19 protein-coding genes are annotated in these 23,533 nt (G+C 58.4%); 9 read left to right on the top strand and 10 right to left on the bottom strand.

The window, feature by feature from the left end:
- Positions 1-258: 258 nt before the first annotated feature.
- Both fabD and ACNA0J_RS13720 read right to left on the bottom strand, forming a co-directional pair.
- Entirely contained in the window at positions 259-2,556 is a 2,298-nt protein-coding gene (gene fabD, locus ACNA0J_RS13725; RefSeq protein ID WP_415819422.1) for an ACP S-malonyltransferase, read from the bottom strand.
- 153 nt (positions 2,557-2,709) lie between these two features.
- On the bottom strand, positions 2,710-3,612 hold the full coding sequence (locus tag ACNA0J_RS13720; RefSeq protein ID WP_415819421.1) for a class I SAM-dependent methyltransferase: 903 nt from the start codon (positions 3,610-3,612) through the stop codon (positions 2,710-2,712).
- A gap of 570 nt (positions 3,613-4,182) precedes the next feature.
- On the opposite strand from ACNA0J_RS13720, the gene ACNA0J_RS13715 reads away from it, so the two are divergent.
- The 3 genes from ACNA0J_RS13715 to ACNA0J_RS13705 all read left to right on the top strand — a co-directional run bounded on the left by ACNA0J_RS13715 (position 4,183) and on the right by ACNA0J_RS13705 (position 6,869).
- Positions 4,183-4,950 carry a glucose 1-dehydrogenase gene (locus tag ACNA0J_RS13715; protein ID WP_415819420.1) on the top strand — a complete coding sequence of 256 codons (768 nt, stop codon included), beginning with the start codon at positions 4,183-4,185 and terminating at the stop codon, positions 4,948-4,950.
- A 103-nt stretch (positions 4,951-5,053) separates the two neighbouring features.
- Complete coding sequence (locus ACNA0J_RS13710) at positions 5,054-5,947, top strand: LysR family transcriptional regulator (RefSeq protein ID WP_415819419.1); 894 nt, start codon at positions 5,054-5,056, stop codon at positions 5,945-5,947.
- A gap of 16 nt (positions 5,948-5,963) precedes the next feature.
- Positions 5,964-6,869, top strand: a complete 906-nt coding sequence (locus ACNA0J_RS13705; RefSeq protein ID WP_415819418.1) for a LysR family transcriptional regulator — start codon at positions 5,964-5,966, stop codon at positions 6,867-6,869.
- Between the two features lie 58 nt (positions 6,870-6,927).
- Here ACNA0J_RS13705 and ACNA0J_RS13700 read toward each other — a convergent pair whose 3' ends face one another.
- Genes ACNA0J_RS13700 through ACNA0J_RS13690 form a run of 3 tightly spaced genes read right to left on the bottom strand, consistent with a single transcriptional unit; the run spans position 6,928 to position 9,157 of the window.
- Positions 6,928-7,416 (bottom strand): hypothetical protein, encoded by a 489-nt coding sequence (locus ACNA0J_RS13700; protein WP_415819417.1) that lies wholly within the window; start codon positions 7,414-7,416, stop codon positions 6,928-6,930.
- 38 nt (positions 7,417-7,454) lie between these two features.
- Entirely contained in the window at positions 7,455-8,003 is a 549-nt protein-coding gene (locus tag ACNA0J_RS13695; protein WP_415819415.1) for a cyclophilin-like fold protein, read from the bottom strand.
- A gap of 23 nt (positions 8,004-8,026) precedes the next feature.
- The gene (locus ACNA0J_RS13690) at positions 8,027-9,157 is read right to left on the bottom strand and encodes an MFS transporter (protein WP_415819428.1); all 1,131 of its coding nucleotides are present in this window, start codon (positions 9,155-9,157) and stop codon (positions 8,027-8,029) included.
- A gap of 195 nt (positions 9,158-9,352) precedes the next feature.
- Between ACNA0J_RS13690 and ACNA0J_RS13685 the strand changes: the two genes are divergently transcribed.
- Both ACNA0J_RS13685 and ACNA0J_RS13680 read left to right on the top strand, forming a co-directional pair.
- Positions 9,353-10,267: a LysR family transcriptional regulator gene (locus tag ACNA0J_RS13685; RefSeq protein WP_415819413.1), complete on the top strand. Its 915-nt coding sequence runs from the start codon at positions 9,353-9,355 to the stop codon at positions 10,265-10,267.
- 169 nt (positions 10,268-10,436) lie between these two features.
- Positions 10,437-11,858, top strand: a complete 1,422-nt coding sequence (locus tag ACNA0J_RS13680; RefSeq protein WP_415819412.1) for an aldehyde dehydrogenase family protein — start codon at positions 10,437-10,439, stop codon at positions 11,856-11,858.
- Positions 11,859-12,063: 205 nt separating this feature from the next.
- On the opposite strand, the gene paoC is transcribed toward ACNA0J_RS13680, so the two are convergent.
- The 5 genes from paoC to ACNA0J_RS13655 form a co-directional block, all read right to left on the bottom strand.
- Positions 12,064-14,274: an aldehyde oxidoreductase molybdenum-binding subunit PaoC gene (paoC, locus tag ACNA0J_RS13675; protein ID WP_415819411.1), complete on the bottom strand. Its 2,211-nt coding sequence runs from the start codon at positions 14,272-14,274 to the stop codon at positions 12,064-12,066.
- A 3-nt stretch (positions 14,275-14,277) separates the two neighbouring features.
- A complete protein-coding gene (locus tag ACNA0J_RS13670; protein WP_415819410.1) occupies positions 14,278-15,228 on the bottom strand; it encodes an FAD binding domain-containing protein in 951 nt (316 codons plus the stop codon).
- Entirely contained in the window at positions 15,225-15,890 is a 666-nt protein-coding gene (gene paoA, locus ACNA0J_RS13665) for an aldehyde dehydrogenase iron-sulfur subunit PaoA (RefSeq protein ID WP_415819409.1), read from the bottom strand. The genes ACNA0J_RS13670 and paoA overlap by 4 nt, the downstream gene beginning before the upstream one ends.
- Positions 15,891-15,955: 65 nt before the next feature.
- The gene (locus tag ACNA0J_RS13660) at positions 15,956-16,639 is read right to left on the bottom strand and encodes a carboxymuconolactone decarboxylase family protein (protein ID WP_415819408.1); all 684 of its coding nucleotides are present in this window, start codon (positions 16,637-16,639) and stop codon (positions 15,956-15,958) included.
- A gap of 414 nt (positions 16,640-17,053) precedes the next feature.
- On the bottom strand, positions 17,054-18,469 hold the full coding sequence (locus ACNA0J_RS13655; protein WP_415819407.1) for an MmgE/PrpD family protein: 1,416 nt from the start codon (positions 18,467-18,469) through the stop codon (positions 17,054-17,056).
- A gap of 325 nt (positions 18,470-18,794) precedes the next feature.
- Between ACNA0J_RS13655 and ACNA0J_RS13650 the strand changes: the two genes are divergently transcribed.
- From ACNA0J_RS13650 to ACNA0J_RS13635, 4 genes are all read left to right on the top strand, one after another.
- Entirely contained in the window at positions 18,795-19,919 is a 1,125-nt protein-coding gene (locus tag ACNA0J_RS13650) for a CapA family protein (RefSeq protein ID WP_415819406.1), read from the top strand.
- A gap of 23 nt (positions 19,920-19,942) precedes the next feature.
- Positions 19,943-20,719: an SDR family oxidoreductase gene (locus ACNA0J_RS13645; RefSeq protein ID WP_415819405.1), complete on the top strand. Its 777-nt coding sequence runs from the start codon at positions 19,943-19,945 to the stop codon at positions 20,717-20,719.
- 198 nt (positions 20,720-20,917) lie between these two features.
- Positions 20,918-21,904, top strand: a complete 987-nt coding sequence (locus ACNA0J_RS13640) for a Bug family tripartite tricarboxylate transporter substrate binding protein (protein WP_415819404.1) — start codon at positions 20,918-20,920, stop codon at positions 21,902-21,904.
- Positions 21,905-23,533 (top strand): GMC family oxidoreductase, encoded by a 1,629-nt coding sequence (locus ACNA0J_RS13635; RefSeq protein WP_415819403.1) that lies wholly within the window; start codon positions 21,905-21,907, stop codon positions 23,531-23,533.

Below are 23,533 nucleotides of genomic sequence, written 5' to 3'. Positions count from 1 at the left end.
GACTCTGAGTAAAACCAATCCGTGCACAGAATTAACGCTTTATCTTCCACGCAGCGGTCATGCATTCAAGTGCTTCGCCCTGCCGTGCAAAGCAGGCAGGATCGAATCCATTGATCAGGGGAATACTCTGATCCAGCAGCAGATGCTTCAGTCGGGCTCCCAGAGTGTCGAATCGTATTGATTCACTAGTTGCGAATGTTCGCCCGCAAAAAACAGCGGGCTTCCAGGAGCCTGACACGGATAAAAGAACAGCATGGCTCAGCTCTGCATGCCGAGTATGCCGTCACGCAGATATTGCGCTGTCGCCTGCATCAAGGTGATTCCGATGGTCCCGACATCCCGCTGCGGCCAGGCTTCGAACTCCGTGCCTTTGACCCATTGATTGAACGCACCGAGGGCCGGGCCGCACTGGACCTGATAATTAACCAGATCCTCCGGCGAGCCACCAAACGCCAGGCGCGTCGCGTAGGCGAAATACCATCGAAACACCCGCGCCATGCGAATCTTCGGATTAGCCTGCGCCTGCGTGATGTCGTTCAGACGTCCGTTTGCTCGCATATGCTGCAGCGCCTCCTCCCATACCTCGGCCAGACTGCGCTTGAAATATCGGCGCTCCAATTGCGTGCGTATCGCTACAGGAATGTCTTCCAAGCATTCATAATGCGTGTAGAGCGCATGCAGCTTGTTGGCTCGCATCGGGAACAGGAGCCCTTTTTTGAGTACTTGCACCCGCCCGCCCAGTTCGAACATATCCCCGGCGGGGGCATAAGCCATGTCGTGAATGCCCGCCCCCTGCAACAGGGTCTTCACTGTGTCGGTAGCCCCCGATTCCACAGTACATTGGTTGATGGAACCAGTCAGAATAAAATCCGCGCCCATGGCAAAGGCCGCGGCCGCCGAAGCAGGCGTGCCGATGCCTCCGCCCAGCCCCACGCACAACGGTTCGTCGTACGCATACCGCTCGCTCAGCGTCCGTCCCAATTGCCGCATCGCGGGCAATAAAATGGTTGGGATGTGGCCATCAGTATGACCGCCGGAATCGGCCTCGGCGCAAATATCGTGGCTCATGGGAAGCTCGGCGGCCAGCTTCGCCTGTTCAGGGGTGATCGCGTTCTCTTTCAACAGCGCGTCGACGAGGTGAACAGGGGGAGGACTCATGAACGCCTCGGCCACCTCCAGCCGCGAGACTTTTGCCAGCACATGATGCTTGCACCGCACCTTGCCGTCGACATCCCGGTACATGCCCCTGAGGCGAAACAGCACGAGCGCCGGAGTCATTTGCATGAATGCCGCGGCTTCGATGCGCGTCACGCCATACCGCAGATATAACTCGACCGTGGCTCGCTCAAAGGCCGGATCATCATGGGCCGCCAGCAGGTTCAAGCCGTAGGGCTCGTGTGGTTGCAACTGCGACTGTATTGCCTGGATCGCCGACTCAATCTCTACCAGACTCAATCCACCCGCGCCCAAATATCCAATCATGCCGGCCTGCCCCATGCGCACCACCAACGCCACAGAGCTGGTGCCCCGGTACATCGCTCCGGCTACATAAGCGTATTTCAAGCCATGGCGTCGCCGGAACGCCGCACTGCCGAGCGACTCGGCGAAATCATCCGCTCGCGGCGATACATCTTCGGTCGCTACGGCGGTAGTTGCAGCGGCTGGCGCCTGCGCGGTCTTGACCTCGCACAGCGGTGTTTCAGTGAGACGAATTTCATCGACCAATTTGCCGAGCACCGTGCCACCTATTCGAGCTGGATCGCTGCCGACTTCATGATAGGTGAACTCACCCAGCCCCATTAAATATCGAATACTCTCGGTCCACAGCACAGGGCTAGCGATCTGCTTGGCCAGCAACGTCGCGACCTGGCCGAGTTCATAGGGCCGTGCGGTCGTATTGGCGATGACGGGTATCTTCGGATCGGTCAGCGCAAAGTCCTGCAGGAAGGCCGCAAAGGCTTCCTGCGCCGGCCGCATGAAACGCGAGTGAAACGGCGCACTGACATTCAGCGGGACGCACCTTGCGCCGCGCGCGGTAACGAGTGCCGCCGCAGACTGAATCGCGGCCGCCTCTCCCGCGATCACCAGCTGGGTCGGCGAATTGAAGTTAGCCAGATCCACCTGGTCCAGCGCATTTTCATGCAGCAAGGCCTGCAACGCCTCGGCCCGCATTCCCAGCACGGCGGCCATTGTTCCTCCGCCAGCTTTGCCCATGAGCTCACCGCGTTTTTGAACAAGGCGCAGCCCCGTCTCGAAATCGAAGCAGCCAGCTGCCAGCAGTGCCGAGTATTCACCCAAACTATGGCCAGCCAGTGCGTCCGCAGTACCGCCTTCTTCCTGCCATTGATAGTAAGACAATGCATTGACCACGTAGAGCGCCGGCTGTGTGTAAGGCGTAAGGCGCAGCTGGTTATACGGGTCTCTCAGGCAGAGTTCTACGATGGAATATCCGAGAATCTCTGAGGCAGCATCCGTCAAGCGAGGATAAGCTGCCCAAAGATCCTTCCCCATCCCCTTGAACTGCGCACCCTGCCCTTGAAAAAGCAATACTCTCATCACGCATCCTATTTGCTGCCTAAGAATCCATGCATGCCATCAAGTTTCTTGCTTACATCGTCACAACACTATCTTTACATTGCTCACAACAAAATCACATGACGTGGCGCATAAAAGCAATACCACGTCAAATCTCGATGATCTTCTTGAATACTATCGAGCAGCAGTACGGCGAGCGCTCATGAAATGGCCGATGCCCGGCATCCGAAGCTTGTCCGCACGATTCTGAAAATAGAGTTCCTGCATGCGCGCCGGAGGGAGGTCCTCTACAGTGTCGAACCCCAGTTCCTTGACACGACGCGTCAAATCCGCAGGATCAAAGCCCGCCCTGAACGGCTCGCCTCTTTCCGCCCCCGTCTGCGTCAACATCTCCATCACTTGACGATCGACGGGATAGACAAGCTCCGTCGTAATGGGGTACTCGAATACCACCTCGCTGTCACACTCCAGCGACGCTATATTTTCAAGCGTTGTGAATATGGCGTCGTCGCTGAGATACCAGACCACGCCCAACCATGAGAAAAATGTCGGCTTCGCTGGATCGAATCCATGTTGCGTCAGCCGTTCGAAAAGCGATTCCTTTTCGAAATCAACCGACACAAACGTCGCCAACTCTAAAAGCTGCGGATCGACTTCCTTGAGCCGTGCGAGCTTCCACTGCTGCGTCGCAGGAAAGTCGACCTCAAACACATGCAATTTATTTGCAACCTCGGCGAGACGATACGCAGAAGAGTCCAGGCCAGCGCCCAAGATGACGTATTGGGATATGCCTCGTTCGATTGCCTCGATCAGCCTCTGCTCGGCTATCCTGCTTCGCACGATGATTCCTGATCGAACCGCTTCCAGGATTGTCTTGACAGGCAGGTCTGGAAATTTCGAAGAAAGATTCTGCTCCATTCCGGCCATGACAGTGTGAAACGTCGCCGAATCCGGCAGGCCGCACAACTTCAGAGCAAACTTATCGTCAAGTATCTTTGGTTCATCGTCCATCACGACATGCGCTGCGCGCATCATGGCGGCGAGATCGGCAGTAAAGCTTCGAGTTCCTGGCTGCAAGGATTAGCTCCCCCGGAAAGTTACATGAAGCCATCAATAGAATTGATGCTACTTGGATAACCAATAGCTTAGATTATCCAACGATTAGTATAAGCTAGCTATACATGATTTTTTGACATGAATGATAAATTATTGCGAAAAAACGTCGTCAAGTCATAAATGCACCGCCTGTTCGCGACTGATGGATAAGCCGAGAGCAGCGACATGCTTGGTAATCTTTTTCATTGGTGGCGATTGCCAGACGCATTCACGCAATACAACCATGCTAGGTGTAGGGTTTCATTTAGTCATACTCCTCCCGCGCGAAGGCATTGGCCCATCGCGAGATTTCAGCTGATGCCATCGGTACTCATACAGTCTGAGGCCCGACATTGATGAGTTTTATTTATATCGGCTTGCACTATTCATTAGCTACTCAACGGGACTGAAATTGACCAACATGTTGACTTTGATCCAGTCAACTTCACTGCTGTCGCCAACGACCCGCGCTTGAGGCCTTCTGCAGCCTTGATGCAAGTACGTCTTGCGCCGGCACCGTGAACCTCGTTCTCAACAATGAAAAGGTCTCCTATGAATCTGATTTATAACTTCAAAGGGCAAGTCGCTTTTGTCACCGGCGCTGCGATGGGGATGGGCCTTGCCGCGGCCCGAGCCTTCGCCCAAAGCGGAGCCTCCGTAGTGCTAGCCGATCTCGACGGACAGTTGGCAGCCAGGGGAGCACAACAGATCGTCGATGAAGGCGGTACCGCCATCGGCGTGGCCTGCGACGTTACCGACGAATCACAAGTTGCAGCCGCAGTGGATCGAGCAGTCGCCGAATATGGCCGGCTCGACATGGCCTTCAACAACGCAGGCATCCAGGTGCCGCCGAGCGACGCGGCCGAAGAGCCTATCGAAAATTTCCAGCGCGTCGTCGCAGTCAATCAGTTCGGCGTGTGGGCCAGCATGAAACACGAGCTGCGCGTGATGCGCGCCCAAGGCTCGGGCGCGATCGTCAACAACTCCTCGCTAGGCGGCCTGGTCGGCTTGCCACAGCGTGCGGCTTATCACGGCACGAAACACGCCGTGCTGGGCATGACCAAAAGCGCGGGCGTGGAGTACGCGCCCCGCGGCATCCGCGTCAACGCCATCTGCCCAGGCACCATCGATACCCCGATGGTGCAGGACATGCTCAAGGGTCAGGCGGACGCGATGAAAGTCATCCTGCAGGAACAATCCATCGGACGACTGGGCAGCGCCGATGAAGTGGCGGCCGCCGTGCTATGGCTGTGCAGCCCCGGCGCGAGCTTCGTGGTCGGCGTCGGCCTGCCGGTCGATGGTGGCTTTACCGCCCACTGATCCCCGACGCGGCCAGTAGCGGAAGACCGACAACATGAAAAATATTCCTTTAAGATTAAATACATGACATCAATCCATGTAGCCATATAGAACTCACTCATCAATGCCCCGAGACAGTTTTGGCGACCTTCACGCCTTCATCGCCGTAGCACGGGCTGGCAGCTTCACACGCGCGGCAGCCCAGCTCCGCGTGTCTCAACCTGCACTGAGCTATACCATCCGCGAGTTGGAGGAAAAACTCGGTGTACGCCTGCTCATGCGTAGTACGCGCGGCGTCTCCCCTACCGAAGCGGGACAGCGCCTGCTGGACCGCCTCGCGCCCGAATTCGATGGCATCGACGAGGGAATCCAAGCGCTAAGCGAATTGCGCGACGAGCCCATGGGAACCATTCGGATCTCTGCGATCGACTACGCGATCCGCAGCACGATTTGGCCGAAACTGGCGAAATTTCTCCCCAAGTATCCGGACATCAAGGTCGAGCTGATCAACGAATATGCCAGTGTGGACATCGTTGCAAACGGCTATGACGCAGGCGTGCGCTTCGGCCAGGAGCTGGCACAGGACATGATCTCAGTGCGGATCGGCCCCGATATCCGCAACATGATCGTCGGTGCAAAGTCCTACTTCGCGGATCGCCGCCGCCCCAAGACGCCGCAGGATCTCATGGAACATGCCTGCATCAACCTGCGCACCACGACCTATGGCGGCCTTTACGACTGGGAGTTCGTCAAAGGCAAAAAGACATTGAGTGCCCGCGTGGAGGGTCCTCTGGTCTTCAACAACGCATACGATATTTTCGACGCGGCGAAAGCAGGCTTCGGATTGGCCTACCTGCCGGAAGACCTGGTTCGCCCTCTCGTTACCAAAGGCCATCTGATTTCAGTCCTCGAGGACTGGTGTCCCACATGGGCCGGCTTTCACCTGTACTACCCGAATCGCCGGCAGCCCTCCCGGGCCATGACCTTGCTGGTTGACGCGCTTCGCCACAGACCATAGAGATTCCGGGACTTCCATGTCAGGCGAAAACCTCCGAGACATCTACGCATTCCTCACCGTGGCGCGCGAGCGCAGTTTCACGCGCGCAGCGGTTCAGCTCGGCGTATCGCAATCAGCCCTCAGCCATACCATCCGTGGCCTGGAATCGCGCCTGGGGTTGCGGCTGCTGACCCGTACCACACGCAGCGTGGCTCCCACAGAGGCTGGCGAGCGCCTGATCCAGAACGTCGCCTCCCGGTTCGACGCGATCCAGGAGGAACTGGCCGCCTTCAGCGAGCTTCGCGACAAGCCAGCGGGCACGGTCCGCATCACGACATCGGATTTTGCCGCCAATACCGTGCTGTGGCCAAAACTGTCGAAACTCCGAACCAAGTACCCGGACCTGAAGATTGAGATCGCCATCGATCCCAACCTGACCGACATCGTGGCCGAACGCTATGACGCGGGCGTGCGCTTCGGCGACCAGATCGCCAAGGACATGACCGCCGTCCGAATCTCCCCGGACATTCGCATGGCCATCGTAGGTGCTCCGTCGTACTTCGAAAAACGCGCTTTACCCAGAGTACCGGCGGACCTGACCCAGCATGACTGCATCAACATGCGTTTCTCGATGCGGGGTGGTGTATATGCGTGGGAACTGAAAAAGGGCAAACGCAATGTGCAGGTACGGGTGGATGGGCCGTGGACCTTCAATGGCATCTATCCCGTGCTCGACGCGGCCTTGGCTGGTTTCGGCCTCGCGTACATGCCGGAAGAACTGGCGCAACCACATATCGAAAGCGGACGCCTGCTATCCGCTCTAAAGGACTGGTGCCCCACGTTCCCCGGCCTGCACATCTTCTACGCCAACAAGCGGCAGCTCTCGCCCGCGCTGTCGTTGATCGTAGAAACGTTGCGCTATCGCCGCCATCATAGGGACTGAGGTTCCGGTTTGGCGAGCGCTGTCATTGCCTGCAGAAGCCTGGCAACCTCTTAAGAACTCAAAAACGCTTCCGGAATTCGTCAACCTCTTTGATGGCCTTGGCCAGATCAAAGTCATGCGCCGCGCTCTCTATGGCGGCAACCAGCAACTTGTCTGCCAAGGCTTGACTGACTTGCTCACTGTCAATCAGCGTGGCGGAGGTCTGCTCGGAAGACGTGATATTGGTGTTGGAGTCGATCACCGAAACGACTGCCCAGGCGACGGCCCTGTCACGCATCACTGTGGCATCGCCAGAGATATTGATTGATAGGCCGTGCGCTTTCAGTGCCTCGCAAGTCTTTTCGGATATAGGCCAGCCGCCATAATTGCTCACCGCCTGATGGACAACAAACGGGGCCTTGGCATGAATTTCACAAGCTGAGGCCAACTGCGCCCCGCAAAACAAGGCAGAGGCGGCAATCGAGGCACGGGCAAGCGCGGTGAATTTCAAAATATTCTCCTTATCAGCGACAGCATGATACGTCACTGCCACAAAACCCTCATGCAACCGTTGCCAGCCAGCGACTTTCGCTCTGTAACCTGGAATTAGTTCTTGGAGAACTCGATCCGTACGCTGCCTCCTCCCAGCGCCTGCGCCAGACCAGCCGGATCGTCCACGCGACCAAGACGGGTGTAGGAATACGGAGTATTAAAAGTCAGGTAGAAAACGACCAAGGTCCTCGATCCGTACAGCATGAGATCCCCATTGCGAATCGTACCGGGCCTCTTGGAATTCGTGGGCAGAGCCTGCTTCAAGTCCGCGTGCTTCTCATTGTTGTTGAGATCGGCCATATCGATCGATAACGGCAGCATCATGGCGAAGGCACGGGCCGCTTCGGTATCGGCGAGGGTGATAGCGAAACGATGCTCATCGACAGTCATCCACATGCGAGACTCCTTTTGTTGAACGGCCACCGCCGCAGTGTCGGCAGTGCGCGAGCTTGCAGCTTCCGGCTGGGCGGCGTTGCATGCACCTGACACGGTCAGGCCACAAAGCAAGCCGAGCCCGTACAGAGCCAGCCGCCCGCGCACGCCACAGTTTCCCATGGCCAAATAGCGTTGGCTGCGGGCAACGGGTCTGAGGCTCGCAATCATGAGATTCTCCTATGATATGGGGCTCAGACCGTTTGTGAGGCTTGCGAACGTGAGGTCAGGGAAGTAAGAAACGCAGCGATCAACAGCATCATCGCACTCATCGCGAACGTGCTTCGGTACCCCACTGCATCGAACAACACCCCTCCCACGGTTGAACCCAAGGCGATGGCCAACTGAATCACCGCGACCATCAAACCGCCGCCAGCCTCGGCGTTGCGCGGCATGGCTTCGGCGATCCAACTCCACCAACCTACTGGCGCGGAAGTCGCCATCAGGCCCCACAAACCCAGCAGCACAAAGACAACAGCGACCGAGGTTCCCAAAGGGATCAATGCCGCAGCAATAGCAGCCATCAGTACCGGAATAGTGATCAGCGGTCCATACAAACCGCGTTTGAGAAAGGTGCCAATCAACGCAGTGCCGATGAAACCAGCGACACCAATCACCAGCAAGATCAGCGACAGTGTGGACACGTTCACGCGCGTCACCGTTTCGAGGAATGGGCGCACATAGGTGAATAGCGCGAACTGCCCCATGAAGAACACACCGCAGGCGGCCATACCCAAGGCGACAGGACGGCTCCCTAACACCTTGAACACGTTTCCCGAGCCTGGTGCGTGCGCCTTGGCCCGCATGGCGGGCAAACTGATCGACTGCCACACCAGGGCGATCACCGCCACTGGAACCAGACAGAAAAACGCGCCGCGCCAACCCATGACCGAGCCGAGATAACTGCCCAGCGGCGCGGCAATCACCGTGGCCAGCGCGTTACCGCCGTTAAAGATCGCCAGGGCCTTTGGCACCTGGCTGCTGGGCACCAGCCGCATCGCTGTCGCGGCGGACATGGACCAGAAACCGCCGATGACTACGCCGATCAGCGCTCGGCCGACCATATAGACCAGATAGCTTGGCGCCAGCGCTACCACGGCGCCAGAGACCGCCATCAACGCCGTCAGCGCCAGCAATAGCGTCTTGCGGTTCACGCTGCCTGCAATGAGAGGGATCGACAGACTGGTCAACACCGCAAACGCGCCGGAGATTGCAATGCCTTGTCCGGCCATGCCTTCCGTGACGTACAGGTCGGCCGCCATGGGCGTCAGCAGGCTGACCGGCATGAATTCGGAAGCAATCAACGCGAAGACGCACAGCGACATCGCGAACACGCCGCTCCAATAGGCTGGCTGCCCTGGCGCATGATTAACCCGGGAACGATCGCCCTCCGCAGAAGTATCGGTATTTACCTTTTCCATGCCCGGAATGTTGAACCATGAAGACCGGCTTGACTAGCTAATGAAAACTTAAAAGGCTTATTAGATATACTAATTAATCCTTTATGAGAGACTTTCGCCATGGTCAAACGCAATCTCAACGATCTCTTGTATTTCGTGACCGTGGCGCGGGAAGGCAGTTTCACGCGCGCAGCCTCACTGCTGGGCGTCACGCAATCGGCTCTCAGTCAGGCTATCAGCGGCCTGGAGACACGGCTGGACATCAGGCTTCTCACCCGAACCACTCGCAGCGTATCACCCACAGCCGCGGGCGAACGCTTGCTCAATGCCATTGGTCACCGTTTCGATGAGATCGGTGCGGAACTGGACGAATTGACCGAAATGCGGGACAAGCCGGCCGGTACAGTACGCATCACCTGCGGCGAACATGTCCTCCGGAGCACACTGCTGCCCAAACTAACACCCTTGCTGCTCGAATACCCCGACATTAAAGTCGAGTTCGACATCAACTACGGATTGCGGGACATCGTGGCCGACCGTTTCGACGCAGGGGTTCGATTGGGCGATACCATCGATAAAGATATGATCGCAGTCCCGATCGGGCCGCACCTGCGCACAGCGATCGCGGCATCGCCTGCATACTTCGAGACACACCCCATCCCCAAGACACCGCGCGATCTGCTCAAGCACAACTGCATCAACATGCGTATGCAGACGGCTGGCGGCATTTACACCTGGGATTTCGAGCGTCGCGGCCAGCCGTTGAGCGTACGGGTGGAAGGTCAACTCGTCTTCAACACTTCACCCAGCATGGTGGACGCCGCGTTGGCGGGGCTGGGGATCGCTTCCCTGCCTGAAGAAGAGTTCGCGCCCCACCTCGAGGAGGGGCGGCTGGTGCGCGTGCTGGAGGACTGGTGCCCGCCATTTCCTGGCTATTACCTGTACTACCCCAGCCGCCGGCAGCCTTCGCCAGCCTTTTCGCTAGTGCTCAATGCGCTGCGGGTCACGCGCCAGTCCAATCCCAAACGACATTAGTAAGTTTGTTTAACGCAGGCGCCGCCCGTTAACACCACGGTCATGCAACGAACAGTCCATTTGGTTTCATTAAATGGAACCAATATCAATAAACGGCATTAAAATATTATCATTGCGCAAGCGTGCGCCACACGGCGTGAATGGTTACCCCAATCAAGGATCGAATCACATGAAGAAATATGGCCAGCTTTATATCGGCGGCGAATGGGTAGACCCGGTCACGCCGGGCCGCACTTTCGACCTCATCAACCCCGCCACCGAGCAAGCTTTCGCCAGTATTGCGTTCGCCGGCCCCCAGGACGTGGATCGTGCAGTAGAGGCCGCGCGGGCCGCCTTTCCGGGTTTCAGCGCCACCAGCAAAGAGGAGCGTGTCGCGCTGCTATTGCGCATCGCGGAACTGATGCAACAACGCGAGGGCGAATTGATGGCGGCCGCCTCCGAAGAGCTAGGCGCCCCGATCACCGCGGTCAACCACGCGCGCGCAGCCACCGAAAATTTCCGGCAGATGGCCAAGACGCTCGCGCAGTACGAGTTCGAAAAAATCGACGGCATCAATATCATCCGCAGGGAGCCCATTGGCGTATGCGGTCTGATCGCGCCCTGGAACTGGCCTATCCAGACCCCGTCCACCAAGATTTCGGCAGCACTTGCGGCAGGCTGCCCCGTCGTGTTCAAACCCAGCGAGTTCACGCCGATCACGAGCATCCTGTTAGCCGAAATTTTCCACGATGCCGGCGTACCGAAAGGCGTCTTCAATCTGGTAAACGGTGATGGCCCAACCGTCGGTGCAGCCATCGCAGCGCATCCCGGCATCGAGATGCTGTCATTTACCGGGTCGACACGCGCCGGCATCCAGGTCGCCATCACGGCAGCGCCCACGGTCAAACGCGTCTGCCAGGAACTCGGCGGCAAGTCGGCCAACATCATCCTGCCGGATGCCGATCTGCAGGCGGCAGCGAAATGGAATATCGGCAGAGCCTGCTTCAACACCGGGCAATCCTGCCACTCCCCTTCACGCATCCTCGTACACGAAAGCCAGGCAGCAGAATTGGAGGCATTGCTGGCATCGGAAGCCAGCAAGCTGGTGGTCGGCGATCCTCAGGATCCCGCAAGCACGATGGGACCTGCCGTGAACAAGGCACAGTTCGAACGTATCCAGGGCTACATCGATAAAGGCCTTGAAGAAGGTGCTCGCGTCGTCTGCGGCGGCCCGGGACGCCCCGAGGGCCTGAGCCGTGGCTACTACGTGAAGCCGACCGTATTCGCAGACGTGCGCCCCGACATGACCATCGCACGCGAAGAGATCTTTGGACCGGTCCTGTGCGTCATCACCTACCGCGACGAAGATGAAGCGGTAGAAATCGCCAATGAGACAGACTACGGACTGGGCGGTTACCTCTTCACGCGCGACCCATCCAAGGCCCGTTCGCTCGGAGCACGCCTTCGCGCCGGCCGTATCTTTCTCAACGGCGCGCCCAGCAACGTCGCCGCGCCGATGGGCGGCTACAAACAGTCTGGCAACGGACGTGAAATGGGCGTGTTTGGCCTGGAAGAATATCTCGAAGTAAAAGCCTTGATCGGCTACCTCTGATACTGAAGCAACAACATTCCCCGCAAGTTCTCGACGAAGTGCGTTTCTGTTCTGCCGCCGGCCACCCTCACGGTCGCCTCAGTCACGAACCTGCGGGGATATCGCTGGCCCAGTTCCGGAATTCGATGAGTGTGACTTATCAATGGGAGAGGGCTTCGACAGTTTCGGCCCAGCACTGTGGTTGGCACCAAAGTCAGAGTGATCATCAAGCGATATCTGGCAGTCGATCAAGATACTTATCCAGTGTGATCGGGTACTGCCGCACGCGCACGCCGGTGGCGTTGTAAATCGCATTTGCAACGGCGGGGGCTACTCCTGTCAACCCCAGTTCACCAATCCCCTTTGCCTTGACTGGCGAGATCATTGGGTCGACCTCGTCGATGAACAGGACTTCAAGATGCGGGATATCAGCATGAACAGGCACCTCGTAGCCAGCCAGATCATGATTGACGAAGAACCCGTATCGTCTGTCGACGGCCATTTCCTCCATCAACGCTGCCCCGACTCCCATCACCATGCCACCGATTACCTGGCTACGTGCCGTCTTAGGATTGAGAATGCGGCCCGCGGCGCAGGCCGCGAGCATGCGCCGGACTCGCACTTCCCCTGTAAAAGCATTGACTGCGACTTCGGCAAAATGTGCGCCGAAGGTTTGAATCGAGAAGCGCTTCGCTAAATCACCGAACTCCATGCTGTCTTCGACAACGAGGTCCCCGCCGGCAGCGGCGCGGCCAAGCGATATGGAGCGGTTTCCGAGCCGAACCTCACCCGAAACGAACTGGGCCTCGGTATCGCTAATGCCAAGGCGCTCGGCAACGGCTGCTCTCAGCTTCATACAGGCAGCGTAAACACCCGCGGTAACTGAAGGAGCCCCCTGCTGGCCGCCGGAGCCCGGTGTTTCCGGAAAACTGGAATCCCCTAGTCTCACCACCACCTGTTCAAGTGGAACACCCATCATCTCGGCTGCCGTTTGCTGGACGATTGTGTAGCTGCCGGTGCCGATATCGGTCATATCGGTCTCGACCGTTATTAACCCCAGCCGATTAAGACGCACACGTGCGGAGGCCTTGGCGATAGGAGCCCCGCGTATGGCGCTCGCCATCCCGCATCCGATAAGCCAATCCCCATCCCGCACCTGAGCAGGTTGCTGCTTACGGGCACTCCAACCAAACAGCTCAGCGCCCGCTCGCAGGCATTCGACAAATGGGCGCGTTGAAAACGGTCTGCTCGGGTCTTCCGGATCCACTTGCGTGTCGTTCAGGATACGAAGCTCGACAGGATCCATATCGAGCTTTTCAGCCATTTCGTCCATGGCGACTTCAAGTGCCATCAATCCCGGTGCCTCTCCCGGTGCACGCATTGCATTGCCCTCGGCAAGATCTAGCGTGGCAAGTCGGACACGAGTCATGCGGTTTGCGCCCGCATAGAGTGCACGAGTGGATAGCGTCGTCGGTTCAGTTCGGCCACCCGCAAGATTGCCGGACCAGCTTTCATGGCCGACCGCAGTAAGTTTCCCGTCACGAGTCGCGCCAAGCCGGATCCGTTGAATGGTCTTTGGCCGGTGAATCGTGCTGTTGAACATGATTGGCCGCTGGAGCGCGACCTTGACCGGTCGCTGCACGATCCGAGCGGCTACGGATGCAAGTACGAGATCAGACTGCACGGTGCCCTTGCCGCCGAACCCCCCGCCGACGAACGAGGAGATCAGCCGAACACTCTCGCGAGGAATCCTCAGAATACGCCCGAGGTCTCGAGTGCCCCAATTCATTTGCTGAATAGAGGTCCAGCAGGTTAGCTTGTTTCCTTCCCAGGCCGCTATCGTCGCATGAGGCTCCATCATGGCATGTGCCTGATCGGGGACCATGTAGGTCTCATCGACCTTGACCTCAGCCTTCCGGAAAGCTTGTTCAAAGTCTCCGACATGCGTCTCGGTCGGGCCGCCAAATGGCATCCTTTTCGCTACCGGAGCACTCTCTAGTTGCGAGGCGAGATCAAACTTCCCAACAGCTTGCTTATAGTTGACCTGGATCAGTGACGCGGCTGAACGCGCCTGCTCGAAGGTCTCGGCCACCACGATCGCGACTGGTTGATGGTAGTGATCGACATCAGGCGATGCCAGCATGCGTTGAACGTAAAACTCTCCTACGCCCAGTGGCCCCGCGTTGCGATAGGTGATAACAGCGAGTACGCCGGGCGCATCTTCCGCTAGCCGTGTGTCGATCGACTCGATACGCCCTTTTGAAATGCTAGCGCCTAGAATATAGCCATACGCGACGTTCTGGACTGCCTCGTGATATTCATAGGCATAAGTTGCCTTCCCCGTCGTCTTCAGCTTTGCCTCGAAACGGTCATGAGGCTTGCCGATGACAGCCAGTCGGTCTATAGGATTCTGTGCTGCAGGAGTGTCAAACTTCATAGATCAACCTTTCGATTGCGCCATCACGTAAGCGAGCGTTCTTTCTACCAACGGTATTTTGAAAGCATTCTCGTGGGTCGGCGATGCTTCCCGCATCAGTTCCGCCACAACCGCCTTGGCACCGTGCGGCATTGCTGCATCCGCGGCGTCGATTCGCCAAGGTTTAGGAGCGACGCCGCCAACTGCCACTCTTCCGCTACCATTTTCGCCAATGACTGCTGCGATCGAGACCAACGCAAAGGCGTAAGATGCACGATCGCGAACCTTATGGTACAAATGCCGCCCACCGATCGGCGCGGGCAACCTTACCGCTGTGATCAGCTCATCGGGCTCAAGCTCGGTCTCGATATGCGGTGTCCTGCCAGGCAGCCGGTGGAAATCAGCTATCGGTATCACTCTGGTGTGGCCGTCGGCGTCAATCGTCTCCACCGAGGCATCCAGAGCGCGTAGCGCGACCGCCATATCCCCGGGATTTGTCGCAATGCAATCGGAACTCGCGCCGATGACGGCAAGCTGCCGACTAAATCCGCCGATTGCCGGACAACCGGAACCCGGTACCCGCTTATTACAGGGCATATTAGGATCATAGAAGTACGGACAACGGGTACGCTGAAGCAAATTGCCGCCCGTCGTGGCTTTGTTGCGAAGTTGTCCAGAGGCACCGGCAACGATCGCACGCGCCAGTAAACCGTAGTCACGCCGTACGCGTGGGTCAGCGGCAAGTTGAGTGTTGGTGACCAGCGTACCAACTCGCAATCCACCCTCCTCTGTCGCCTCAATCCTGTCCAACCCTATGTCCTGGACATCGACTAGATGCGTCGGCGCTTCGATTTCGACCTTCATGAGATCAAGGAGATTGGTGCCTCCCGCAATGAACTTTGCACCTTGTCGCTGCGCCACACTCCTCGCTGCCTCAACAGGGCTTTTCGGCCGTTCGTAGGTGAACTCCTTCATGTGAGGCTCCGTGCAACTTCTACCATAGCTTCTGCGATGTTCGAGTACGCACCGCAACGGCAAATATTTCCACTCATCCGTTCGCGCATCTCTACACCGCTTGTATCGACGGGTGTCGTCAGGTCATCCGTGACGTGGCTCGGCACACCGGATTTGATCTCATTGAGTACGGCAACGGCCGAGCATATCTGGCCTGGCGTGCAGTAGCCGCACTGATAGCCATCGTGTTTGATAAAAGCGGCTTGCATCGGATGGAGGGTATCCGGCGTACCGAGTCCTTCGATCGTGGTGACCGTCTGGCCTTGGTGCATCACTGCAAGGCTAAGGCATGCGTTGATACGGATCCCATCGACCAGCACAGTACACGCTCCGCACTGTCCGTGATCGCAGCCTTTCTTGGTGCCCGTTAGACGGAGATGCTCGCGCAACGCATCAAGCAACGTGGTTCGTGGGTCGAGGGTGAGGTCGCGACCGGTGCCGTTCACATTGAAAGCAACTCGCATGGCGTTCTGTACCGAGAGCGACGCTTGTTGATCTCGCGAGTTGCCAATGAACTCCTTGGAATGCGCAATACCGAATGGCGCAAGAGGAGCGACAGCAGAAACAGCTCCCACAACTAGCATATCCCGCCGCGTACCATTTACATGTTCCGATTCACCCATTTATCTCTGCTCCTATCACTGTTGTGGTCGCAAAATCGTGTATGGTCGGTGCTCACCGCAGCGCGTTACTGCTTCCTGCCAGACAGGCTCTCTAATTGACGAGCCAGCGCCTCGCGTGCCCGGTCGGCCATATTCGCGTCCACCCGGTCGGCCAATATCTGAATGACGTGGCGCAGCTGGCCTTCGGTAATGCCCACGTTCATGCTGATGCGCATGTGCGCGAGCAACTGCGGTTCCACACCCGGTAGCGCAGAGAGCATACCCACCGTGGCCAGCTCGCGGCTTTGCCAATCCAGGTTGTCGCGCTCGAAGATATCGCCAAACAGGTGCGCCCTGAGATATTCGTTGGCGGTGGGAACGACGTCAAAAAGGGGGCCGTCCACCGGGCCGCCCGAGAGTTTAGTCTGGTTGGCCGTCCCGGCAGTCATCAGCGCGTCACCCTTCGGGATCGGACGGCTGGGCGCACTGCCCAGAGCGTCTTGAATTCCACGCTGCTTGCGCGCTTGCACGACCTTCATCAGTTCGCCCAAGGCATTGAGGCTGCGAGGAAAACCCGCATAGGCATAAAGCTGGATCAGGATTTCCCGAGCGTCGCTCACCGTCATGCCGGCATCCAGCCCCTGGTTCAATGCGGTATTCAGTCTGGCGATGTCGCCCACGGCAGCAACCGCCGCGATAGGCACGATGGCCTGCTGGCGCGCGCTCAGGGTTTCGGACGCACTGGGCGTGGTCATTTGGGATTGGGTCATAGGCTTGGTTTCCTTTTCATTGGCTGTGTGCCCTAAGGTGGCGGCCAAAGTTAGGACAACGGCCAACCCACCGGCGTGGAGGTGTATACAACGGTTTTTTGTGGGCGCTGCCTTGCTCATCAGCAACTTTCTCCATCCAAAGCGGCAAACCGCGCGAATATCTAATCAGGCGTCGCGGGCAGGCGGTGCCCTGCATTCACTTGACATCGCCATCCTGCGCTTCGTGAACAAACCAAGTATTCTTCAATTCATGCCTCATTGAATAGAAGATGAATCATGAAAGCCAATATAAGCCAGGCTCATAAATAGACTAAGGCGCCCTCTCCTGCGACGGAGGCAAAGCCGGTTCTCATACTGGCGGCTGCCTACCATACGGAAGTCCGCCTCTTTTACGACGATGTGATGTTCGCCTGCCTAACGGGCCACACACATCGCGGTCAAATCCTCGAGGCGCATATCATCAGGCAACTCATGCAACGCCACTAACAGTTCGCGGGCACGTGCCTTGCCGAGTGCTGCAGTGGTCAACTCCATGAACTTCGCGTCATGCGCCTCCTCGGTCATTGGATTATCAGGCGTTCCCAGCGAGTTCTCGACGAAGTGCGTTTCTGTTCTACCGCCGGCCAACCTCACGGTCGCCTCAGTTACAAACTTGCGGGGATATTGCTGATCCAGTTCCGGAGATTCGATGAGTGTGACTTTACGAGCCGTGCGCATCACCAGATCCATGTCCAGCCTGCCTTCGAGATAGCTCAGATGCGCTCCATAGCCGTTGCCATACCCCAGTAATGCAAACGCCGCCTGCGCAGGCAAGCTGAACTGCACATGCTCGATGTTGGCCGGGGCATAGGCATTCGCATTAACCGTTCCGACCATCGTGTTGCTGAGTTTCGGAATGCGCAGCGTAACGGCTGCGATCTCGTCCAGCCGCCCAGCGTAGGCACTCAGGATATCGATCGCCGCATGATTGGCGCCGCAGCAGCAGTATCGCTTGAAGCCACCGCGCAAAATTTCAAACGACTGCCCAAAGCCGAACCGCTCTGCCGCATCGGACGCCACAGGCCGCTGCAGAAACGCGCGATAGAACCCCTTGACGCCGCTCAAGAAAGCGCGCGGCCCCGTAATGCCGGCCTGCGCGAGATCGGCCGCCATCATCCCGCCTCGCACCCCGATGCCAGGATGCACCCGCTTTACAGAGCCCCCGGTGGACGTGCACTCGGACGCCCCAGAAGCATGGCTCAAGGCGATCGCCATCGCATGCAGTGTCGTTTCATCATCGAACTGTCTCAGCTTCGCGCACACCGCTGCCGCACCAAAACTCGCGAGCACGCTGGCGGGATGAAAGCCTCGCTGTATCAGGTCGGGCGCGGCCAAAACCCCAATACGCGCGTAAACCTCATAACCCATGAGAATCGCCGAGACGGCTTCACCCAGCGTCGCTCCCGTCTCCTCACCCACCGCCACCGCGGTAGCAACAGCGCAACTGCCGGGATGGCTGTTGCTGGAGCGATGCCCTTCGTCGTACTCGAAGCCGTGCGCATAAGTCGCGTTCACGAACGCTGCGTCCATAGCGCTCATCGTGCGCTCGCTGGAGATGATCCTGCTGCGGCCAGGCACGTGACGCCGCTCTGCGAGCGCACGTACCTGCTTCGACCACGGCAGCCGGGAGTTGCCAATCTGGGAACTGAACTGGTCTCGCATGACTCGGCTGACCATCCCGCGCAAATGGGCCGTCAGGTGCTCCTCACCGAAATGGCGAATGAAATGGATGACCGCATTCTCCAACGGCGGGCAATCCACCAGGGGGGACGCGTCAATAGCGGCGTTCATAGGCATTGCTTCCATTACTCGGGGAAAACGGCATGATCCCCTCCCCGGACGCACTGATTGCCAAGCGTGCGTTGAAAGTCACTCAACTGATATTCACATATCGCCCACACGAAGTTTCATTGAATAAAACCAATCCCATTTTTCATCGATAATGCTAGAATGGATTCATCGTGTCAGATTCGTTCCGGGGCGAGTTCGTCGCGGCAGTGGCAACATCCCATGCCGACCTGCCCCCTTTATGAAGAACCTGTTCCACCCCAACACCAATAAACTATTTCGCGTGCTCAGCGTGGGTACGCCAATGCAATCAAGATGAGGAGATTCCATGTCCAATAGCGTTTCCCTGCTGATCGGCGGCGATTGCGGCCCCGCCCACGGCCCTAAGCAGGGCTTCCCGATCGAAGGCTACACGGAGGGCGTGCGCGCAGCCCTGCAGAGCGTGGACATGCGTTTCGTCAACTGCATGCGCACCTACTCCGACCGCGGCGTACAGGCAGACCACGCACCCCAGGTGGCGCAGCCGGTCGAGATGGCGCAGATCTACACGGATGGCGGTTTCGACGCCGTCACCATGGCCAACAACCACAGCTTCGATGCGGGTCCCGAGGCAGCGCTGGATACCCGCGAGCTTTTCGCGTCACGGGGCATTCAGGTCACGGGCGCTGGCCGCGACCTGGCCGAAGCACGCCAGCCCGCCATCGTCGAGAAAAACGGTGTGCGAGTGGCCTATCTCGGCTACACCTCGGTTGCCACGGCAGGCACGGAGGCTGGCCCGAACAAGCCAGGCGTGGCATCGATTCGCGTCAAGACCTGCTACGAAACCCGCGGCCCACATCAGCCAGTGCGCATCCGCACCGAGCCCGATCCCAAAGACCTCGCCCTGCTGATCGAAGACATCCGCGCATTACGCAAAGAAGCTGATATCGTCATCCTGGCGTTTCATTCCGGCGTTATCCGATTACCGCGCGTGATCTCCGACTATCAGGTCGCCGTCGCCCACGCTGCGATCGATGCCGGCGCCGACATGGTCGTCGGACATGCCCCTCACCTGCCCAAAGCCATCGAAATCTATCAGGGCAAGCCCATCTTCTACAGCCTGGGTGTATTCGCCATGACAAAAGGATTTCCGGCACCGTCATGGAAAGAACCCGCCTGGGCGCATGGCGCCGTGCGCAACCACGCAGACCTGGACCCGGAATTTCCGCTCATGCCCTACGGCAAGGCCTGCACCTTGAGCCTGCTGGCCAAGGCCGTGGTAACGAAGCAAGGCATCCAGCGCGTCTCATTCCTGCCCATGGCCATGGATGAGCGCTACCGCCCACAGGTCCTGAAAAACGGCGACCCCAAGTTTTCGGAAATCGTGTCCTATCTCGAATGGGCCTCCGAAGACATGCCTCATCGTTTCACGGTAGAAGGCGACGAAGTCGTGATTACGGCGCAAGACGCCTGAACCTGACAAGGGCAACACTTATCATGGATCTTGGAATAACCGGCAAGGTCGCTCTCGTGACCGCATCCAGTGGCGGCATGGGCCGCAACATCGCTCACGCACTTGCTGCAGAGGGAGCGAATGTCGTCCTTTTCGCGCGGACCGCCGACAAACTCGAGGCCGTCGCCGCAGAAATCGCGCAGACACATGGCGTGCAGGCACGTGCGGTCGTGGGCGACATGCTGCTCGCCTCCGACCTCGAACGTCTTGCGTCCATACTGAAAACCGAGTTCGGAGGGCTGGATATACTCGTGCTGAATACAGGCCGAGCCCCCAATCCGCTACGCGCGACACTTAAAGAAACCGAAGAAGACCGTTGGCAAGAGGCCTACCAGAACCAGCTCTGGAGCGTGATCCAGGTCGTCAACCACGTCTTGCCATTAATGCAGGATCGAGGCTGGGGCCGGATCGTGGCCATCACCTCCGCCTCGGTCAAGCAGCCCATGCCGCATCACAGCCTGTCGACGGTCTTCCGTTCCGGCGTCACCGCATATATGCGGCATCTCGCGAACGAGATGGGCAGACATGGCGTTACTGCCAACTGTGTAGCGCCGGCCCTGATCGACACGTCGCACAGAACCGGTACCGCCGCCTATACGCCCGAACAAGCCGAAGCACGCAAGAAAATGACGCCGCTCGGACGCATGGGGCTGCAGGAAGAAGTCTGCGGCGTCGTGACATTCCTCGCGTCACGCCAGGCCGGTTTCGTCACCGGCTCCACCGTCACGGTCGACGGCGGAATGGTCGGATCGTTATTCTGAGACAGGACAGGCATACGCCTGTCCAATCATGGTACCCCAGCATGAGGGTCTCAATTACAAAACCGGCTTGAAAGTCCTTCAAGCACACGTCGGTACACACACAAGAAAGCGCGCCTATATTGCTTTGGGCTAGTGAATCAGTGCTAACAGGCACTTTTCCGCTAGCCACAAAAAAAAGCATATCAGGAGACGACAAGAATGACCGACAACACACGCCGCGCGCTGCTGCTGGGCAGCGCTGCGCTTCTCTTCACTCCGCTCGCCCGCGCACAGACGTCTTATCCGGCTCGGCCGATCCGCATCCTGGTCGGCTTCGCAGCCGGCGGTGGCGTTGATACCGTCACGCGACTATACGCCCAGAAACTGTCTGACCTGCTAAAAACGCCTGTCATCGTAGAGAACAAGCCGGGGGCCTCAGAACTGCTCGCCGTGCAGGCGTTGCTGAACTCGCAACCTGACGGCTACACCTTATGGATGAGTAGCGCAAGTGGACTCGTGCGCAACCCCAGCGTACGCAGTGATATTCCCTACGATCCACTAAAGGACTTGACGTTCATCTCGCGCGTTGCCGAAGTGGAGGCCCTGTACGTCGTCAGACCAGGACTGCCCGTCAACTCGGTATCTGACCTCGTCAAATATGCGAAGGAACATCCCGGAAAATTGAACTACGGCTCCGCCGGTGTGGGTTCCTCCAATCACCTGCTAACAGAACAATTAAAGATGCTGACCGGGATAGACATGGTACATGTCCCGTTCAAAAGCGACGCGGAAGTCGCGCGCGAGTTGGCTGCGGGTACGCTCGACTTCGCCATCGCCATCACGACCTTCACCGTGCCGTTCGTGAAAGACGGCCGGCTCAAGGCCATTGCCGTCACGGGATCGCGGCGGCTCGATGATCTGCCCGATGTCCCGACGCTGGACGAATCTGAAATTCCCCAAATTCACGGGCTGGGAAATTATCTGTTCTACGGGCTGGCAGGGCCGGCAGGCCTGCCTCCCGCTATCGTCAAGACGCTCAACGACGGCCTCAACACCGCGGCTGGCATGCCGGAAACCGTACAGACTCTGCAAAAGGCGCGAATGCAAGCCGTCACCAGTTCGCCGCCCGACGTGCGCCAGTTTGTCGAAAAAGAAGTGAACAACTGGAAGAAGATCGGCAAGACCATCAAGATCGAGGCGTATTGAATGCCGCAAAAACAGAATGTGAAGCGCTCCTCCGAGGAATTCGACTTCATCGTCATCGGCGCTGGCAGCGCAGGCGCTATCGTCGCGAGCCGCCTCAGCGAAGACGGCCGTTTCTCGGTGCTGGTACTCGAGGCTGGCGGATGGGACCGTTCTCCCTGGATTCACATCCCCCTAGGGGTGGGCAAGACCATCATGAACCGCAAGGTCAACTGGGCATACGAAACCGAGCCGCAGGCGGAACTGGCAGGCCGCCGCATCTATATGGCGCGCGGCAAAGTCATCGGAGGCTCCGGCGCCATTAACGGCATGGTACATATCAGAGGCCACCGGCAGGATTTCGACGGCTGGGCCGACTCTGGCTGCAACGGGTGGCACTGGGATGGCGTGCTTCCTTACTTCCGTAAATCCGAGGATCATTATCTCGGCGAAAACGAGATGCACGGCACGGGCGGCCCGGTCGCGGTGTCCAAACCCACCGACCATCTGGACATCTGCAGCGCTTTCATCGAGTCGGGCGCGAACTGGGGGCTACCGCGCAACGACGACTTCAACGCCGGCACACAGGAGGGCATCGGCCATTACGATCTGACGGTGCGTCGTGGGCTGCGGTCCAATTCCGCAAAAGGCGCGCTCCGTCCTGCTCGCGATAGGCGCAACCTGAGCGTCGAGGTAAACGCGTGCGTGCAGCGTATCCTCTTTGACAACCACCGCGCCGTCGGCCTCGAATACCGCCACGCGCGTGGCGCATCGATACAAGCGCGAGCCAGACGGGAAATCGTATTGTGCTCGGGCGCAGTGAACACCCCCCAGTTGCTGATGCTCTCCGGTATCGGACCCGCACAACACCTGGAAAGCATCGGGATCAACGCTCTGGCCGATCGGACGCAGGTCGGCCGCAACCTTCAAGACCATCTGGCCGTGCGGGTGATCTGCCGAACCCGGCAGCCCATCACCCTCAATGATCAGTTGTCCAGCTGGCGCGGCAAGGCAGCCATCGGCGCAAAGTTCCTATTTCAGCGGCGCGGCCCTCTCACCTTTGCAACGGGTCAGACCGGTATGTTTTTCAAAACACAAGACACGCTGCCGTTCGCCGATGCACAGGCTTTCTTCATGCCTTTCAGCACGCCGGGCATCGGCAAGAACCCGCACCGTTTCTCTGCGTTCTCCGTATCAGTGTCTCAATGCTGGCCCACTAGCCGGGGTCATATCGAACTGAGAGACGCCAATCCGCACACTGCGCCGGCCATCCAGCCAAACTATCTCAGCACAGCGACGGATCAGGAGTTCTACCAACGCGCGTTACCCATGCTGCGTGAGGTATTGGCGACGGATCCTATCGAAAGCCTCATCCTAGATGAGTACCAACCTGGCGCCACTGTGACGTCTCCTGCAGACATCCTGCGCTTCGTGCGCGAAAAAGCCAGCACGATCTATCACCCTTGCGGAACCTGCAGAATGGGCAATGACGCCGATGCTGTCGTCGACACTCGATTGCGCGTCCTCGGCATCGACGGCCTGCGAATCGCGGACGCCTCCATCATGCCACGCATCATTTCCGGCAACATTAACGCGGCTTGCCTGATGATCGGCGAGAAAGCCGCGGACATGATTCTCGCCGATCATTCGTAA

The organism is Bordetella tumbae, from assembly GCF_965139195.1.
GTDB lineage: Bacteria > Pseudomonadota > Gammaproteobacteria > Burkholderiales > Burkholderiaceae_B > Bordetella_A > Bordetella_A tumbae.
This window is presented reverse-complemented; position numbering and strand designations above follow the sequence as displayed.

Bases quoted from the DNA above. Each gene is read 5' to 3' on its own strand.
- ACNA0J_RS13715 (WP_415819420.1), top strand. From the start codon at position 4,183: ATGAATCTGATTTATAACTTCAAAGGGCAAGTCGCTTTTGTCACCGGC.
- ACNA0J_RS13670 (WP_415819410.1), bottom strand. From the start codon at position 15,228: ATGAAGGAGTTCACCTACGAACGGCCGAAAAGCCCTGTTGAGGCAGCG.
- ACNA0J_RS13710 (WP_415819419.1), top strand. From the start codon at position 5,054: ATGCCCCGAGACAGTTTTGGCGACCTTCACGCCTTCATCGCCGTAGCA.
- ACNA0J_RS13645 (WP_415819405.1), top strand. From the start codon at position 19,943: ATGGATCTTGGAATAACCGGCAAGGTCGCTCTCGTGACCGCATCCAGT.
- fabD (WP_415819422.1), bottom strand. From the start codon at position 2,556: ATGAGAGTATTGCTTTTTCAAGGGCAGGGTGCGCAGTTCAAGGGGATG.
- ACNA0J_RS13655 (WP_415819407.1), bottom strand. From the start codon at position 18,469: ATGAACGCCGCTATTGACGCGTCCCCCCTGGTGGATTGCCCGCCGTTG.
- ACNA0J_RS13695 (WP_415819415.1), bottom strand. From the start codon at position 8,003: ATGATTGCGAGCCTCAGACCCGTTGCCCGCAGCCAACGCTATTTGGCC.
- ACNA0J_RS13705 (WP_415819418.1), top strand. From the start codon at position 5,964: ATGTCAGGCGAAAACCTCCGAGACATCTACGCATTCCTCACCGTGGCG.
- paoC (WP_415819411.1), bottom strand. From the start codon at position 14,274: ATGAAGTTTGACACTCCTGCAGCACAGAATCCTATAGACCGACTGGCT.
- ACNA0J_RS13680 (WP_415819412.1), top strand. From the start codon at position 10,437: ATGAAGAAATATGGCCAGCTTTATATCGGCGGCGAATGGGTAGACCCG.
- paoA (WP_415819409.1), bottom strand. From the start codon at position 15,890: ATGGGTGAATCGGAACATGTAAATGGTACGCGGCGGGATATGCTAGTT.
- ACNA0J_RS13650 (WP_415819406.1), top strand. From the start codon at position 18,795: ATGTCCAATAGCGTTTCCCTGCTGATCGGCGGCGATTGCGGCCCCGCC.
- ACNA0J_RS13635 (WP_415819403.1), top strand. From the start codon at position 21,905: ATGCCGCAAAAACAGAATGTGAAGCGCTCCTCCGAGGAATTCGACTTC.
- ACNA0J_RS13690 (WP_415819428.1), bottom strand. From the start codon at position 9,157: ATGTCGCTGTGCGTCTTCGCGTTGATTGCTTCCGAATTCATGCCGGTC.
- ACNA0J_RS13685 (WP_415819413.1), top strand. From the start codon at position 9,353: ATGGTCAAACGCAATCTCAACGATCTCTTGTATTTCGTGACCGTGGCG.
- ACNA0J_RS13640 (WP_415819404.1), top strand. From the start codon at position 20,918: ATGACCGACAACACACGCCGCGCGCTGCTGCTGGGCAGCGCTGCGCTT.
- ACNA0J_RS13660 (WP_415819408.1), bottom strand. From the start codon at position 16,639: ATGACCCAATCCCAAATGACCACGCCCAGTGCGTCCGAAACCCTGAGC.